Consider the following 15,747-nt stretch of genomic DNA (forward strand, 5'->3'; position numbering starts at 1 on the left):
TCCTTTAAGAAGCAGCGCCATTATTATGGTTGGAGCCAAAAAATCCGCTACGGCCCTGTGAAGGAGCAGCACTGGGTGCACTCTGCGATCTTTGGGGAGTAGCAGTGGGGCTAGAACTATGTGTGCTCTGGCTAGCAGAGGGGCTAGAGGCAGGCGCGGGAGTGGAGCTGCGCGGAGTAGAGGTGCTGCTGGAATTAGCAGGGCTGGAGCTTTGTGAAGAGCCAAAAAACCCGCTACGGGTTTGACTAGAAGGGGAAGTGCCTGCACCCCTGAAATTATTCTGGCTGCGTTGGTAAGCCTGCGGGGAACTATAATTTCTTTGGGCATTTTGGGTGTAGTTGGGATTATTGAAAAGCTTGTTGCCAATATAAGCCCCTAAGATCGCCCCGGCGGCACTGCCCAAAATTGCCCCCCCGATACCCAGTCCAGAACCTCCACCCTCGGTAGGAGGTTTGGTGAGCTGGCTTGTGCCATTGTCGATTTTTGCCTCCTCTTCTTTGATGAATTTTTGCACCTCTTCATCACTAAGCATGCGCTCCTTGCCCTGCATGTCACGCACCACAACCCGGGTTTTATCACTCGGGTATTCCTCAGCAACCTTATAACTCTTATCAGGCTGTTCTTGCAAGATCACCAACGCGCCCTTTTTAACTTGTTGAGTTTGTTGGCTAGTTTCTTTGGGTTTTTCCTCTGTAGGCTTTTCCTGCGCGTCGCTTTTACAGCCTGCCAAAGCCACTACCACCACCGCACTAAGCCCCCCCACGATGGCATAATCTGAAATTTTTCTAAAAGGTGTGCGCATCTATATCCTTATCTCTTAAAAGCCCTTATGCTAGCATAATTTTGCCTAAGTTATATCGTAGGAACAGAGCCTTATATCTTGAATTGTTTGATGTCGGCATCTAAATCCACAGTAGATTTGTGTAAGGAATTAGAAAGACCCAGCACTTTCTGGGCATTGCTTGCCGATTTCTGAACGCTATTTTCAATAGCGGTCAAATTGTCGATCATTGTCGTGATACTTTGGCTTGTTTGGATATAGTGGTGGATGAATCCCTGCGTGTCCTCTAGCATCACTCCCATTTCTACACTCATATTTTGGAAATGTTGTTGCACTTCTAAGCTATTCTCACTTAAACTCTTGATTTTCCTGGAATTATGGTTCATTTGGGTCGCCACATCGTTGATCTCTTGGACAATCAGACCAATCGTAGAGTTGATCTCTGCTAAACTCTTCTGGGTGCGTGCGGCTAAGTTGCGCACTTCATCGGCCACTACTGCAAAACCGCGTCCGTGCTCCCCTGCACGAGCGGCTTCGATCGCTGCATTCAAGGCTAATAAATTGGTTTGATCGGCGATGTCGTTAATGATGTGCAGAATACTTTTCACACTATCAGCATTTCTACTCAAGTGTTCGATCTGGAGAGCAAGAGCCTCTTCGGTCTGTGCAGTTTCTAAAATGTGGTCTAACATGCTACTGAGGGAACGATTGGAAGTTTGCATAGAGTCCTGTGTTTTGGTCAGTTTTTCACCCATGTTCTGTGCCTCATTCAAGGATGTTTGGATGGTTTCAGAGAGATTAAGGGAGGCAGTGTGGAGTGTTTTAATTTTTTGAATATTTTCTTTTGTAGTGGCTGTAGCCCTCGCAATAATATCGTGCAAAGAATCGGCTAGAGCGCGGTTTTGTATGCTATGCGCAGAGATTTTCTTCATCACATTGTGAATACTCTCCACAAATTGGTTGATATAAGTACCAGCTTGTCCGATCTCATCTTTAGAATTATCCACCTTAAAGCGGCTCGTCAAATCCTTATCTCCATGAGCAAAAGTAGCCACCTTAGTCACCAGGGCTTTGAGGCGTGTGAAAATTGTCAGACGCATGAGAAAACCCAAACATAGGAGAATCGTGACAATGATGCCTAAATTCCATAATACCAACATCTTGGAGTCATCGGACTCTTGGACCGTAGCTATGTCCTCTAAAATCTTGAAATCTCGCTGGATATCGCTGTAGTAAGAAGTGATCGCAAAGATCAAGTCTTCCTGCGGATCGTGGTGGACATAAGCCACCTTAGGCTCTGGTACACCTCCGGCTACTTTGGGCATGGCATAGCGCACATAACCTCCGCCTGCCTTAGCCACTTCTAAGAAGCGGCGCACATAGTAAACTCCATCGGCACTCCTAAGATCCAAACCATTTTTGCCTTGCGCATGAGGGACCACAGGATCATAAACCACTTTGCCGGTTTTATCCACCGCCACAATGTAGTAAATATCGGGGCTATTGCTAATGGCAGCGATCAAGCTGAGCGCAGACTGCAACGCCATTTGTTTATCTTGAGTGCGGTTGAAAATAACCAGAGAATATTCTAAGATGCTATACATATGTTTAAGACTATCTTCTTTTTTAGTAATATTCTGCTGTTCTGTTGCCTTGATGATATTATGCATAAGCTGGCTGTGCTTGTGATTTATGATTAAAATCAAGGCAACGCCCATGATGATTAGAGACACAAAAACATTTAGGATGATTTTAAAACTCAGACGCACTCGTTCCCCTTAAAAGCAAATATGAAATTCTAACACATGTAGAAACTCCATGGCAATACCATTAAATCGAGCACATCACTTCAACTGGACAGACCTAAAACCTGTAGTGCACTGCCAAACCGTAGTGCATGCCCTTCTTTTCATCAACACCAATTTCGGGATAGAGCTCCCAATTACGGCGGTACTTAGAAGTGAAAAGATAGGCAAAGCCCCAGCCTATTAAGCTCCCCACCACCACCTGCAATACTGTGTGTTTGCGCGCTACCACACGGCTTGCATCGGTCAACATCGCTAAGGCAATCACGGGCAAGGCAGGCTTCCAACCATAGCGGTAATATACAAACCCAGCCGCGCTCCACGCTCCCCCTGCATGTCCGCTGGGCATCCCTCGCCAGCTATCACAACAGGGGCGTTTAGCAAAGGGCACTTTAGCTCCTCTTGCATGGGCACTTGCAAAAGCGTCCTTAACTCCATAAATTACCGCCTGTGTTACTAAACTGCCCAAAGCCAGCTCTCCCATCCCTCGATAGTCGCGCATGCCCAAGCTCACCACTCCTACAAAGACGGGCATCAAACGCAATACATCCCCAATATCCTCTAAAATCTTGGCTTCTCGTGCACTGGGCGCACATTCTAAGCGCGTACAAAATAACAATATCAAACCCACATGCACGATCTTTCGCATAGTTTTCATTATAACATTTTGTTGGGTATAATGCCCCCATGTTTGCTTTCCTATTGAGTTTTTGTTGCGCGTTGGGAGTGATTTTTTACTCTAAGCACGCCCGACTTTTTGTGGATAATGCCCATAAGCCCCAGGGCTTCCACACCCAAAGAACCCCTAGAGCGGGTGGCTTGGGGATTTTTCTCGTCTTCACATGGGGAGGCTGGGGGAGTGTCTGGATATTGTTGGGAGCAATTCTAATTTTCATAAGTGGATTTTTAGAGGACATGAACCGTCCTCTTAGCCCAAAGTGGCGCTTGTGTTTGCAGAGTTTGGGCGTAGGGGTTGTGGTGATATTCACCCCGCTCATCTTGCGCGATTTTAGTCCCCTGCTCAGTTTGCCCTTTTGGATCGCTCTGCCCTTTAGTGTTTTCATGCTCGTAGGCGTGATCAATGCGATGAATATCATTGATGGCTTTAATGGGCTAGCTGGGGGTTTGAGTGTGGCGGTGTTGGGGATTTTATATGCTATTGAGCCCAGCCCCGTACTTTTAGCCCTATTGCTAGGGGTGTTGGGTTTTTTGGTGCTCAATTTTCCTAAGGGTTATATTTTCTTAGGCGATGGGGGGGCTTACCTCTTGGGGCTGGTGTGTGGGGCAAGTTTGATGGATTTAGCTTTGAGGGAGGTGGTAAGTGTGTGGTTTGGGTTGGCTTTAATGGTGTATCCGGTAACTGAAGTGCTTTTTTCTATCGCTAGGCGCAAGCTCCAAAACCAAAAGGCCACCATGCCCGATGCTCTTCACCTACACACTCTGCTTTTTAAAGCGCTGTCGCGCCGAAGTACTCTCTTGAATCCTAATGCTCTAACCGGACTTGTAGTGGTAGGCTTAAATCTCCCCTTTATGTTACTGAGCTTCTTTTATCGCCACCAACCCTATTGGCTTTTGGGCTTGATTGGGGGGTTCGTGGGTGGCTATCTGACCCTGTATCGTTGGTTATTAAACTATCATAAGGAATCCCCATGCGCTTAGGTTTGAACATCGATCATATCGCCACGCTCAGAGAGGCGCGCAAAATCCACGAGCCCGATGTGTTGGAGGCAATTTTTGTCGCCAAAAATACAGGCGTGGATTTGATCACTTTGCACTTGAGAGAAGATCGCCGTCATATCCACGAAGACGATGTGGCAAGCATCATTAAGCACGCCCCCATGCCCGTGAATGTAGAATGTGCGATCGACCCTGAGATTACCAAAATTTTATGCGCCCACCATCCCTTTAAGGTAACTCTAGTGCCTGAAAAACGCGCAGAAATCACTACAGAGGGAGGGCTTAACTTAGAACACCCTCAACTGCCTCAAGTCATTGAAACCTATTTGGATCATGGCATAGAAGTTGCGCTTTTCATTGATCCGGGATTGGAAAACTTAGAGCGCGCCCTAGAGTTAGGGGTGCGTGTAGTGGAGTTGCACACAGGGCAATTTAGCAATCTCTACAACACGCTTTATTCCAACTTCAAACGCCATAAAAACCGTTTAGATTTGCCCCAAGACAACACCACACTTAAGCGCATGCTCGATCAGAGCCTGCAAGAACTAGAACAGAGCGCTTTAGCGGGAAAAAAAATGGGGCTTGAAATGTGCGCCGGACATGGCTTGAATTATTTTAGTGCAGGATTGGTGGCACGTATACAGAGTTTGCAAGAGCTCAACATCGGACATGCAATTATAGCCAGAGCAGTCATGGTGGGCTTAGCGCGCGCCATTACAGACATGCAAGAGGTTATCAGGCGTGCACGCTGAAATTGCGATCTCAATTGGCGATGTCAATGGAATAGGTCCAGAGATCGCGCTTAAAGCTCATCATCACATTAATCAAATCTGTCGACCTCTTTATTGTGTCCACCAAGAACTTTTAGAACGGGCCAATGCGCTCTTAAAACACGCCTATACTTCCGCCCTAGAAAGCATGCAATGCACAGAGATCAATGCCCCCATACCAGCTCTAAAACCCAGTCAAATAGACAGAGCAAGTGGGTTTTATAGCTACGCTAGCTTTTTGCACGCCCTAGATTTAGCCGATGCCAAGGAGGTGAAAGGGGTGTGCACTCTGCCCATTCACAAAAAGGCGTGGCAACTGGCCGGAGTGGATACACCTGGACACACCGCGCTTTTAAGGGATCGCTACAAACAAGAAGCCATCATGATGCTAGGTTGCCTCCATCTATGGGTCGCCCTCTTTAGCGATCACATTCCCTTAAGTGCGGTGAGTGGTCGCGTACGATTGAAACCTTTAACGGAGTTTTTACGCACACTGGGACGCGTTTTACCCCAAGTTAACCAAATTGCGGTCCTAGGAATCGATCCGCATTGTGGAGATGGGGGAGCGATTGGCACACAGGATTTGATTGTACAAGAAGCGATTGAGCAAGCCAACATGGCCCTAAACACCCCTAAATTTCTAGGTCCTATTCCAGCCGATAGCGCGTTTGCGCCCCACTTCAGAGAGCGACACCGCCATTTCGTCGCGCTTTACCACGATGTCGGCTTAGCCCCACTCAAGGCCCTTTATTTCGAAGAGAGTGTCAATGTTTCCTTAAATCTACCTATCAAGCGCGCCAGCGTGGACCACGGGTGCGCCTTTGATATCGCCTATCAAAACAAGGCAAACACCAAGAGCTATTGCAACGCGATCAGCTACCTACTAGCCTAGCTACTCTGTTGGGCTTGTGTTAGGCGTTCCTGCTCTTCCTTGAGCGCGGACTTTTGCGTGCGTTTGAGCATCTCTCGGCGGCGAATCGCCCTCTCGTGGCGTTCCTTTTCTTTTTCCGTTTGAGGAACAAAAGGAGGCATGGGCATGGTTTTGCCATCCTTGAGAGCCACCATCGTAAAATAACAACTGTTGGTATGAATGGCTGTTCTTGCCTTAAAGTCCTCACAAATTACCTTGATCCCTACCTCGCAACTCTTCGTGCCTACATAATTGATGCTGGCATAAAAAGTTACCAAGGTGCCAATGGGAATGGGGTGTTTGAAGAGTACACGATCCACACTCAAAGTTACCGTCCCATAGCCACAATAACGCGTGGAACACACATAGGCGACTTTATCCAGGAGATTGAGTAACTCACCTCCGTGCATGACATTGTTGAAATTGACCATCGTAGGCGTTACCAAGAACGACATGGTGAGTTGTCTAGGATCGCCTATACTGGCTGTTGTATCTGCCAATAACTGCTCTCGTTCACTCATTAAAACTCCTTGCACAAATGCCCCTAATTTAACCAAATTTGGATAACATTCATCTAAAAAGGTCTTTGCATGTTAGTGTTTACAGGGGCTTGCGGTTACATTGGAGCGAGTGTCGCCCGTTGGTTTTTGGAGCGCACAGATCACCACATCCTCATTATAGATAACCTCAGCACGGGTTTTGAGATTCATGCCCAGACTCTCAAACACTACTACCCAAAGCGCGTGGAATTTATCAAACTTGACTTATACGACACCAAAGCTCTAAATACCTTGTTGCAGCACAAGCGCGACCAAGGGCAAATCATTAAAGGTGTTTTGCACTTTGCGGCTAAACTCTTAGTGGAAGAATCTACGCGCTTACCTTTGGCCTACTATGAAAATAACACCCTCAACACTTTGCAACTTGCCAAACTCTGCGTGCAGCATGGCATTAAGCATTTTCTCTTTTCCTCTACTGCGGCAGTTTATGAACAGAGTGAACATGCCATCAACGAACAGACCCCCCTAAATCCAATTAATCCTTACGGAGCTTCTAAGATGATGAGTGAGCGCATTTTGTTGGACACCGCTAGCACTGCGCCCTTTTCCTGTGCAATCCTGCGTTATTTTAATGTGGCTGGGGCGACTCATTTTAATGACTACACCACCCCTTTTGGCTTAGGGCAACGCACTCTAAACGCCACCCATCTCATCAAGATCGCCTGCGAATGCGCCACCTTTAAACGCCCCTCTATGGGGATTTTTGGCACAGATTACCCCACTCCAGATGGCACTTGCATTCGAGATTACATCCACATCGACGATCTCGCCTCAGCGCATTTAAACGCATTTGAAACCCTTCTAAACACCTCCAAAAGCGCGATTTACAATGTGGGTTATGGGCGCGGCTACAGCGTGCGCGAAGTGATTGCAAAAGTAAAAGAAGTTTCAGGAGTAGATTTTCAAGTTGAACTCCAGGCACGGCGTGCAGGTGATCCAAGTTGTCTAGTAGCCGATAACCGCAAGATTTTAAACCACACCAATTTCAAACCCGCTTTTGATAGCTTGGACACCATTGTCAAAAGTGCTTATGAATGGGAAAAGTATTTAGGAGCACAGCGAATCTAAAATAAGGTTCTTAAGATACGAGAACCAACTTGTTTTAAGTATCCCCTGAGCGACTTTATGCTTTAATGCATGCAAATCATTGTAGGGATTCTAAATGTTTGGCAAATCAATGCAAGCAGTAGGTCTGTGTGCCTTAATCTGTAATAGCCTGGGGGCTTTAGAATTTGGAGGTATGGGGAATACCAGCTTTGCAATGGGGGGAGCTGGGGTTGCGCTGGAGGACTCTACATGGGGACTTTACTATAACCCCGCACTCTTAGATATAGACGATCGCACCAAATTTGGGTATAGCTTCGGAGTGGGTTTGAGCTCTAAAAACATTCTCCCCCTTGCCTCCAAAGCCTTGCAAATTTCCCAAGACACTTCTGTGCAAAACCTGGATAGCTTAGGCTTGAAAGACCTCATCGATGCGCAAAGAGGGCAACTTCCGCATGTGTCCCCGGGGGGTAGTCTTACCATTTCTGGAAATTCTAGCCCGGCCGCGCGTAATGCCATCGAGCTAGTCAACTCTGTGAGTAATTTGCTCAAACTCAATGGACTTTCTCTACGCTCTCAAAATGGTTTGGTGCTACAAATTCACCCAAAAATCAAGAGTGTTAAAGGTGGGATTGGGACTTTTGGGGTGGCTTTGTTTGCCAGCGCATTTGCAGGGGCTAGCGCGGTGCTAAACCCGCGTTACAACCAAGCAATTGTCGATACTGGTCAGTTTGGTATGCCCTATGGCTATGTTAAAATAGATGCATCTTCCAATAGCCTCACATTCACAAGAAGCTCGCAAGCCGCCTTTAACAATACTTCTATGTTGTCGCCCCAAGCTACCACTGCTGCTGGAGTGAGGGCACTAGTTTTAGGAAGTTTACCTGTGGGCTACGCCAAAGGTTTTGACTTTAAGAAATTTGGCAAACTTTCTGCTGGCGTAACTTTTAAGTATATCTATAGTGTGAGTTATGGGTTTTCTATGCGTGGCCCTCTAAATGGTTTTATCAACAGCATTAGCCATAAAGACATACTTTCCTTTGATAATAATAGCTTGGTGCGCCAAAGCCATTTTGGCTTGGATTTGGGATTGGCTTACCGCGTCTATGGCTTCAGCGTGGGCTTTGTAGGCAAGTATCTCAACGCACCTAAAATCCGCTACAACGACGGGTATAGTCTGCGCATTGATCCGCAGGTGCGCATGGGTTTGGGGTATCGTTGGAAATGGTTAAGTCTAGCATGGGATGTAGACCTCACCTCTAACAAAACTCTGATGTTAGAAAAGTACAGCCGCATGATGGGTGGGGGGATAATGACGCATCTGAAGTGGCTAGCAGTCAAGTTTGGGGCGATGGGCAACATTGCTCCAAATGGATTGCATCAGGGCATCATTCTCACCGGGGGTATGCGCTTCTTTAAAGTTTTGGATATCTCTGTGCAATCTGGGTTACAGACCACTGCCTTTAATGGGATTAAAATCCCCAACTACCTAGCTATAAAACTAGGCGGAGGCTGGGAGTGGTAAGCGCCGTTCTTGCAAGACTCTTTCCTCTAGGGAGGGTTGCCCTCTAGCTCCCAGTTCGAACTCTCACCCCCTCTTTAACGATCCTTTTGCTTTTCTTTTTGCTAATTTCTACTTTTTAATTTTCATCTCTCATTTTAGGCGCATTTTCTTGACAACTGGAGGGATGATAGGGGTAGAATAGCGCCTTATTTCTATCAAGGAGCTTTCATGTTCTTGGGTGCATTAAACACGGAGGAAAGAAAGCGTTTTTTGCAGATCGCACACCATGTCGCATGGAGTAACCACGATTTTTCAGACGCACAAAAGGAGGTAATCTCTACTTATTGCTTAGAGATGCAGATTGAAGATGTTCACTATGATACTAATACTTTCAATCTTAAGAAAACCCTAGAGGTTTTCAAACAAAAAGAGCACCAAAAGATTGTGTTGTTAGAAACCATGGCGCTAGCTATGGCCGATCGCTTGACGCATTTGGAAGCCCTGCATGAGGGGGAAAAGGAAGTCTTAGACACTATGATCGAAACATTTGGACTAGAATCCAAGCTTGCAAACATTTATGCGGATTGGACAAAAGCCATGCTTGTGCTCACCGATCAAGGTAAGAATCTAATCCGGCTGTGAACATGGGCTTTCCTTGCACTATTTGCGGGACGTGTTGTCGCAATATCGGTGGGGTTAAGGAGCTCGCCCATTTGGATTTAGGTAATGGCGTATGCCGCCACTTAGACCCACAGACTCAGCAATGCCGTATTTATGACGACCGCCCCCAAATTTGCAGGGTAGACACCATGTATGAGAAGGTATTTTACAAACACTACAGCCTAGAGGAATTTTACCAGCCACGCCGTAAAGCCCCTAGCTTTAGCTATGGGGATAGTTGGCTAGCACCAGCATGGCTGTGCTAATATTTGTGCAATCAAGGGGTAATACCCTTGGGGTTGGGGCATCAACCTTTGGAATAGGGAGTGTAAGACTCCAAACGGAGCTGTCCTGCTTGAAGCCGCGATCTCCACTAAAGTTAGAATCCCCTAACTTTAGTTATGGGAGAGTATGTCAAAACCAAAAAACCCGCACCCTTGTGGATCAAAGCCGCCATGCGCAAGGCATTGAGGGACAAGATTTGGATTCCAAAACCCAAAGTGCTTTTGGCAGCAAAGAGATGATCGTTTTACAATAAAAGCAGAGTTAAATCCATAGTGGCATGACCGCTATGGTGAGCGTGAAAGACCGATGGGCGTTTGAAGATCATGCTCACCCCCTATGACAAGCAACAGAATACAATCCCCCCAAGCGTGCCCACGAAAGTTTACTTGGTCAAACGCCTAGAGAGGATTTAGAGAAGAATTTTGGAGATAAGGGGATGCTTGTTCTGCAATGGTAGTTTAAGTAAAATCTTAGGAAAAACACACTAGGTTTTGCCATCTAACTTAAGAGAACCTAAATGAAAGTTGCCGTTTTGATGAGCGGAGGGGTGGACAGCTCTTATAGCGCGTATTTGTTGCAACAAGCCGGGTACGAATTGTTGGGTCTGTATCTCAAGTTGCATGCCAAAGAGGAAAAGCACGCAGTGTATATCAAAAATTGCCAAGAGGTGGCAAAGTTTTTGAACATTCCCTTTGAGGTGGTGGATTTACAAGCCGAATTTAAGAAGGGCGTTTACGATGCTTTCGTGCAGGCTTATGAGCAAGGGCAAACTCCCAACCCATGCGCACTGTGCAATCCTTTGATGAAATTTGGGCTAGGGCTGGAGTTTGCGCTGCAAAAAGGTTGTGAAAAAATTGCCACAGGGCATTATGCACGCTTAGAAGAGGTGCATGGCGTATGGCGCATTAGAGAAGCTAGGGATGTGAGCAAGGATCAAAGCTATTTTCTCTACGCCCTGCCTCAAAGAGCCATCGATCGCCTTCTCTTTCCTTTGGGGGATTTGCTTAAAAGTGAAATTAAACCTTTAGCCTTAGAAAAGATGCCCTTTTTGGGGAGCTTGCAAACTTATAGGGAATCCCAGGAAATTTGCTTTGTGGAAACTAACTACATTGACACGCTTAAAAAACATGTGCAAGTGGATCAAGAAGGCTTGGTGCGCAACCTCAAGGGAGAGGTGGTGGGCACGCACAGGGGTTATATGCACTACACCATTGGCAAACGCAAGGGCTTTTTTATTAAAGGGGCACATGAACCCCATTTTGTGGTGGGTATAGACGCGTCCAAGAATGAGATCATTGTGGGGAATAAAGAGGCGCTGGCGATCTCGACCCTAGAGGCGCATAATAAATCCCTGCCCGCTAATTTTAAAGAGGGTGCATATTTGGTCAAGGTACGTTATAGGAGTACGCCTACCAGTGCACATATCAGCTTAGAGAACGATATAATTCGTGCACGTTTTGAAAGCCCCGTTTATGGTGTGGCTTTAGGGCAAGCGTTGGTGATCTACGATCAAGACCGCGTTTTGGGTGGAGGTGTGATCACCAAAAGCTACGCTTCTTAAAACTTCCAGTGGAAGTTAACATGGTAGGGCCCCGTGCTAGAGGCATTGACATGGCTACCCATTTGGGGTAGTTCGATTTGCACATGCTTTTGGCATTTGTTGATAAAACCTTCGTACTGCCTTAGGTGCACAGAACGGGCTTCGTAGGTTGTCATGTGGTCTAAAATAGGCGCAACCTCATCTGAGATGCGCGCACCTAACATGATATCTAATAAACTCGTTTTCCTGCTATGGGATACGCCTTTCAGCGCGCCAGGTGGCAAACGATAAAAACCTATTGACACAGAAGACCCAAAGCCCTCTAAGACATACGCATTGGCATAGCCCAAGAGAGCTAGTACGAATGCTAGCGACCTAATGACCCCCATACCGACCTCTCACAGCCATATACATTCATGCTAGCATAGCAAGACTTAAGTCTGTGCTAACCAATCAATCTCCCCCTTTAAACTCTGTCGCTGTCAACATTTATTGGATTCTATTGGCTTTAGAACCGCTTAATTTTAGAAATTTCTAAGTTTTAAAATACTAGAATGGCAGTTTTGAAAATGCAAAGGATTACGATGCAACTCACTCAATCTATAAAAGCCTCAGAATTTCGACGCGACTGGGTTGTCTTAGACGCTAAGGGACAGATTTTCGGACGACTCATTACTCAAGCCGCAACCTTGTTGCGCGGGAAGCACCGCCCCTATTACACTCCCCATGTGGATTGTGGAGATTATGTTGTGGTGGTCAATGCGAGTCAAGTTAAGTTCTCAGGAATGAAATTAGAGGACAAGCAATATTTTACACATTCAGGTTACTTTGGAAGCACCAAGAGCAAGAATCTACAGGAAATGCTTGCTAAACACCCAGAGAAACTCTTTTACTTAGCTGTGCGAGGTATGTTACCCAAAAACAAACTAGGGCGTGCCATGATCAAGAAATTAAAGGTTTATCGAGATGAAAAACACCCTCATACTGCCCAAGTGGCTAAAAAGGAAGCTAGATGAATAAAATCTACGCCACAGGCAAGCGCAAAAGTGCGATTGCAAAAGTTTGGTTAAGCCATGGCAATGGACTGCTAGATGTGAATGGCATGGATCTAAATGCCTGGTTGGGTGGGCATGAATCTATCAAAATGAAAGTGATGCAGCCCTTGGTACTCACCAAGCAAGAAGGGCTGGTGAACATCAAAGCAGTGGTTTTTGGGGGCGGATACAGCGCACAGGCAGAGGCCCTAAGACATGGAATTTCCAAAGCGCTCAATCTCTACGATGTCGCCTTTAGGGCTGTGCTTAAGCCCAAGGGTTTACTCACACGCGACTCCAGAGTAGTGGAGCGCAAGAAATACGGCAAACGCAAAGCGCGCCGTAGCCCTCAGTTCTCCAAACGCTAGGCTTACGCCTTATTCTCTTGGGGAGGTCATTCTCGTGACTGTTGATTTAAAGAAGGATTCCATCCCCAAGCTCTTCTTTTATTACTTCATCCCTCTTGCCTTTTCTATGATCTCCCTCTCTACTTATTCTATGATTGATGGGATGTTTGTAGGCAATAAGTTGGGCAAGGAGGCAATCGCGGCCATCGGAGTGTGTTGGCCAATTTTTCCCACCTTAATCGCCTTTGAGTTGCTCTTTGGATTTGGTGCAGCGTCTATTGCGTCTTACTTTTTGGGCAAGGATGAACCCGAGCGCGCTAGATTAGTGTTTAGTTCGATTTTCTATTTTGTGGCTCTTAGCATCACTTGCATTAGTTGGGCCTGTGTCCCTTTTACCGATGAAATCGCTAGGATATTGGGCAGTAATGAGACCATCTTGCCCATGGTTTCTATCTACATCAAGGTGATCTTGATGGGGGCAATCTTTATGGTTTTGCATCCCTTGGCTGATGTTTTTGTGGTCAATGACAAGCGTCCTATTTTGGCGATGGTGGCCATGCTCGTGGGTTCGCTTACCAATGTAGCTCTCAATTATTTCTTGCTATTTACATTGGAAATTGGCATTCACGGAAGTGCAATCGCTACGGTTTTAGGCCATGCGATGGGTTTCTGTGTGCTTATGAGCCACTTTTTACGCAAAAAAGGACAACTCTACTTCGTGCGCCGTTTTAACTGGGCGAGTATCATTTCTTCAGCTAAGAGTGGGTTGCCTCAAAGTGTTTCTGAGCTTAGCGCGGGAATAGTGATGCTCCTATTTAATTGGACTATTATGAACACGGTCGGGGAGAGAGGGGTTTCCATCTATGCCATTGTCATGTACAATGGCATAGTTTTCTGGACAACCTTGCTCTCTATTGCTCAAGGTATCCAGCCCATTGCAAGTTTTAGCTATGGCGCACAGGACCTGGACAAAGTCAAGGCTGTGTTTATATTTGGACTGAAGGCTTCTCTGTGTGTGGGTATAGGGCTGTATGTCCTGTTTTACTTTTTAGATAGCCATTTGATCACCCTCTACATGGACAAAGAACACTTGGTGGACGACCCACATTTTCTAGCAGAGAGCAAGCACGCGATGAATGTATACTACACGGGGCACATCTTCTTGGGCTTAAATCTGCTCTGCGCCGTGTTTTTCCAGTCTATCCAACGCACCAGGACTTCCTTTTTAATCACAATCTGCGAGACGGTGATTTTCATTGTGCCCTTATTGCCTGTGTTGGCGCATTTTTACGGTTTAGAAGGCGTTTGGATCGCCTTCCCCATCTCTCAGTTTTTGGCATTAATCGTGGTAGCCTTTGTGGTGCGCTATGAGATTAGACGAGGAACTTTTGAGCGTGTGGCTGCTCTGAAGGATTTAGCTTAAGAAAAAATGTGTGATAATGTAGCATGCAGATCAAGACCAAAATCCCTAAGAAAAGCGCGCCCCTTTTGTCTTGTGCGCGAGAGATAGGGTTTTCTGAGCAATTCATAGAGGTCTGCCTAGAACCCCACCTTTACCACAAAACCACACTCTACATTAAAAAGCATTTTAGCGAGCATGTTAAATTCAAGCACACCCTGATTTTGTTTGAGCAAGAGAGTCTAAAAAAGACATATCTACTCAATCGCCTTTTCTATGCCAAATACGCTCTACACCCCTTCTATAACCAAAATACTTTCGAGCGTTTTTTACAGCAAATTTTGGATTGCGCCCACCTGCCCGTGGTGTTTAAGGAGAGTACGCATACGCATGCACCTTATGAACCTGTGTTAGCTTTGGTACACAAGATAGAAATCCACGCTATTTACCTACACTCTCGGATGATTTTTTACTACACGAATTTCCTAGCACGCGAGTTTCTCCACGAAACTTTCAAACCTTACATTATGCTAGAAACACCTTTCAAGGATAAGAGCAACAAAAAGGGTTTTTTGCACGAAACCCATGCGCATTTGGACGCACTGCCCGTTCTAATGGCTCTAAACAACCCGCACTTTAGGTATGCCTACATCCAGTTCATCTACCCCACACAAACCCTCTACCTCACTAGACAAGAGGAGATCATTCTCAAAGCCCTGCGTACCCTGGGATTGGGAGTAATGCACTCCAAGGAGGAAATCAAACACCGCTATTTGGAACTCGCCAAACTCTACCACCCCGATACGTGCGCCTTATCCCCCTATAGCGAGGGGATCTACAAGCAACGCTTCCTAGAGGTTACAGAAGCCTACAGCGTGTTGAAAGACCTTTAAACACCCGTTCACTGAAGACGGATGGACTTTTGTTTAAATCATCCCCGCTCTGTACTCCTGAATCATATGGAAGATTTCATCTTTAAGGCGCAACTTCTTCTTTTTGAGAGCAGACACCTTAAGATCTTCTGCGTTATGCGTCTCCAAGGTAGAAATCTCATCATCTAGCGCATTGTGTTCCTCAAAAATCTTATTAAAGTGTGGATTCTTATTTTTTAAGGCCTTGATCTCATCTCTGTACTCGTGGAACATGCGCTATCCTTTATGAACTTGATAGAAGCATTATAATACAATACAAACGATGAATGGCTTAAAAAAGAGCTTTCAAAGGCGTTTATAAGTCGTATGCCTTGTATGTCCTGCTCAAGAGTCTAGGCCATACCTAGCTAGCGGTCTCCTCTTTGGTTATAACATCCGGTCTTTAAAAACCTTTTATAACTCGTTTAAAATTCTACAACTTAAGCCCCCCTTAAGCTTTTCTACCCTATAATTGCGTTTTGCCAAAGTTAAAGCCTTTAAAAAGCTTCAAACAAGCGCA

General features: G+C 46.0%; 18 protein-coding genes. 12 read left to right on the forward strand and 6 right to left on the reverse strand.

Features of this window, described 5'->3' with window-relative positions; all coding sequences use genetic code 11:
- Positions 1-4 precede the first annotated feature (4 nt).
- From KCO92_RS01350 to KCO92_RS01360, 3 genes are all read right to left on the reverse strand, one after another.
- Complete coding sequence (locus KCO92_RS01350; protein ID WP_104695883.1) at positions 5-802, reverse strand: UPF0323 family lipoprotein; 798 nt, start codon at positions 800-802, stop codon at positions 5-7.
- A 71-nt stretch (positions 803-873) separates the two neighbouring features.
- Complete coding sequence (locus KCO92_RS01355) at positions 874-2,487, reverse strand: methyl-accepting chemotaxis protein (protein WP_247598891.1); 1,614 nt, start codon at positions 2,485-2,487, stop codon at positions 874-876.
- A gap of 157 nt (positions 2,488-2,644) precedes the next feature.
- Positions 2,645-3,235: a phosphatase PAP2 family protein gene (locus tag KCO92_RS01360; protein ID WP_104695909.1), complete on the reverse strand. Its 591-nt coding sequence runs from the start codon at positions 3,233-3,235 to the stop codon at positions 2,645-2,647.
- 38 nt (positions 3,236-3,273) lie between these two features.
- On the opposite strand from KCO92_RS01360, the gene KCO92_RS01365 reads away from it, so the two are divergent.
- From KCO92_RS01365 to pdxA, 3 genes are read left to right on the forward strand one after another with little or no spacing between them, the layout of a single operon-like run.
- Positions 3,274-4,245 (forward strand): glycosyltransferase family 4 protein, encoded by a 972-nt coding sequence (locus KCO92_RS01365; RefSeq protein WP_199766190.1) that lies wholly within the window; start codon positions 3,274-3,276, stop codon positions 4,243-4,245.
- Positions 4,236-5,015 carry a pyridoxine 5'-phosphate synthase gene (locus tag KCO92_RS01370; protein WP_104695885.1) on the forward strand — a complete coding sequence of 260 codons (780 nt, stop codon included), beginning with the start codon at positions 4,236-4,238 and terminating at the stop codon, positions 5,013-5,015. Before KCO92_RS01365 ends, KCO92_RS01370 begins: the two co-directional genes overlap by 10 nt.
- The gene (pdxA, locus tag KCO92_RS01375) at positions 5,005-5,925 is read left to right on the forward strand and encodes a 4-hydroxythreonine-4-phosphate dehydrogenase (RefSeq protein WP_104695886.1); all 921 of its coding nucleotides are present in this window, start codon (positions 5,005-5,007) and stop codon (positions 5,923-5,925) included. The genes KCO92_RS01370 and pdxA overlap by 11 nt, the downstream gene beginning before the upstream one ends.
- Here pdxA and KCO92_RS01380 read toward each other — a convergent pair.
- Positions 5,922-6,464, reverse strand: coding sequence for an acyl-CoA thioesterase (locus KCO92_RS01380; protein WP_104695887.1), 543 nt, complete (start codon positions 6,462-6,464; stop codon positions 5,922-5,924). The genes pdxA and KCO92_RS01380 overlap by 4 nt on opposite strands.
- Before the next feature lie 69 nt (positions 6,465-6,533).
- On the opposite strand from KCO92_RS01380, the gene galE reads away from it, so the two are divergent.
- The 5 genes from galE to mnmA all read left to right on the forward strand — a co-directional run bounded on the left by galE (position 6,534) and on the right by mnmA (position 11,557).
- Entirely contained in the window at positions 6,534-7,571 is a 1,038-nt protein-coding gene (gene galE, locus KCO92_RS01385; RefSeq protein WP_104695888.1) for a UDP-glucose 4-epimerase GalE, read from the forward strand.
- A gap of 94 nt (positions 7,572-7,665) precedes the next feature.
- On the forward strand, positions 7,666-9,072 hold the full coding sequence (gene traF, locus KCO92_RS01390) for a conjugal transfer protein TraF (RefSeq protein ID WP_104695889.1): 1,407 nt from the start codon (positions 7,666-7,668) through the stop codon (positions 9,070-9,072).
- 207 nt (positions 9,073-9,279) lie between these two features.
- The gene (locus KCO92_RS01395; RefSeq protein ID WP_104695890.1) at positions 9,280-9,693 is read left to right on the forward strand and encodes a hypothetical protein; all 414 of its coding nucleotides are present in this window, start codon (positions 9,280-9,282) and stop codon (positions 9,691-9,693) included.
- Between the two features lie 2 nt (positions 9,694-9,695).
- Complete coding sequence (locus KCO92_RS01400) at positions 9,696-9,977, forward strand: YkgJ family cysteine cluster protein (RefSeq protein ID WP_104695891.1); 282 nt, start codon at positions 9,696-9,698, stop codon at positions 9,975-9,977.
- 536 nt (positions 9,978-10,513) lie between these two features.
- On the forward strand, positions 10,514-11,557 hold the full coding sequence (gene mnmA, locus KCO92_RS01405) for a tRNA 2-thiouridine(34) synthase MnmA (RefSeq protein ID WP_104695893.1): 1,044 nt from the start codon (positions 10,514-10,516) through the stop codon (positions 11,555-11,557).
- On the opposite strand, the gene KCO92_RS01410 is transcribed toward mnmA, so the two are convergent.
- On the reverse strand, positions 11,554-11,925 hold the full coding sequence (locus KCO92_RS01410; protein ID WP_104695894.1) for a hypothetical protein: 372 nt from the start codon (positions 11,923-11,925) through the stop codon (positions 11,554-11,556). The two genes, mnmA and KCO92_RS01410, sit on opposite strands and share 4 nt — an antisense overlap.
- A gap of 195 nt (positions 11,926-12,120) precedes the next feature.
- Here KCO92_RS01410 and rplM point away from each other — a divergent pair, with 195 nt between their 5' ends.
- Genes rplM through KCO92_RS01430 form a run of 4 tightly spaced genes read left to right on the forward strand, consistent with a single transcriptional unit; the run spans position 12,121 to position 15,209 of the window.
- The gene (rplM, locus tag KCO92_RS01415) at positions 12,121-12,552 is read left to right on the forward strand and encodes a 50S ribosomal protein L13 (RefSeq protein ID WP_104695895.1); all 432 of its coding nucleotides are present in this window, start codon (positions 12,121-12,123) and stop codon (positions 12,550-12,552) included.
- Positions 12,549-12,938 (forward strand): 30S ribosomal protein S9, encoded by a 390-nt coding sequence (rpsI, locus tag KCO92_RS01420; RefSeq protein ID WP_104695896.1) that lies wholly within the window; start codon positions 12,549-12,551, stop codon positions 12,936-12,938. The genes rplM and rpsI overlap by 4 nt, the downstream gene beginning before the upstream one ends.
- A gap of 34 nt (positions 12,939-12,972) precedes the next feature.
- Positions 12,973-14,340 carry an MATE family efflux transporter gene (locus KCO92_RS01425; protein ID WP_104695897.1) on the forward strand — a complete coding sequence of 456 codons (1,368 nt, stop codon included), beginning with the start codon at positions 12,973-12,975 and terminating at the stop codon, positions 14,338-14,340.
- 23 nt (positions 14,341-14,363) lie between these two features.
- Complete coding sequence (locus KCO92_RS01430; protein WP_104695898.1) at positions 14,364-15,209, forward strand: J domain-containing protein; 846 nt, start codon at positions 14,364-14,366, stop codon at positions 15,207-15,209.
- A gap of 33 nt (positions 15,210-15,242) precedes the next feature.
- Here the strand turns inward: KCO92_RS01430 and KCO92_RS01435 are convergent, their stop codons facing one another.
- The gene (locus KCO92_RS01435; protein WP_104695899.1) at positions 15,243-15,461 is read right to left on the reverse strand and encodes an HP1242/YdcH family protein; all 219 of its coding nucleotides are present in this window, start codon (positions 15,459-15,461) and stop codon (positions 15,243-15,245) included.
- Positions 15,462-15,747: the final 286 nt, after the last annotated feature.

It is taken from the genome of Helicobacter salomonis (genome assembly GCF_017979425.1).
Taxonomy (GTDB): Bacteria; Campylobacterota; Campylobacteria; order Campylobacterales; family Helicobacteraceae; genus Helicobacter; species Helicobacter salomonis.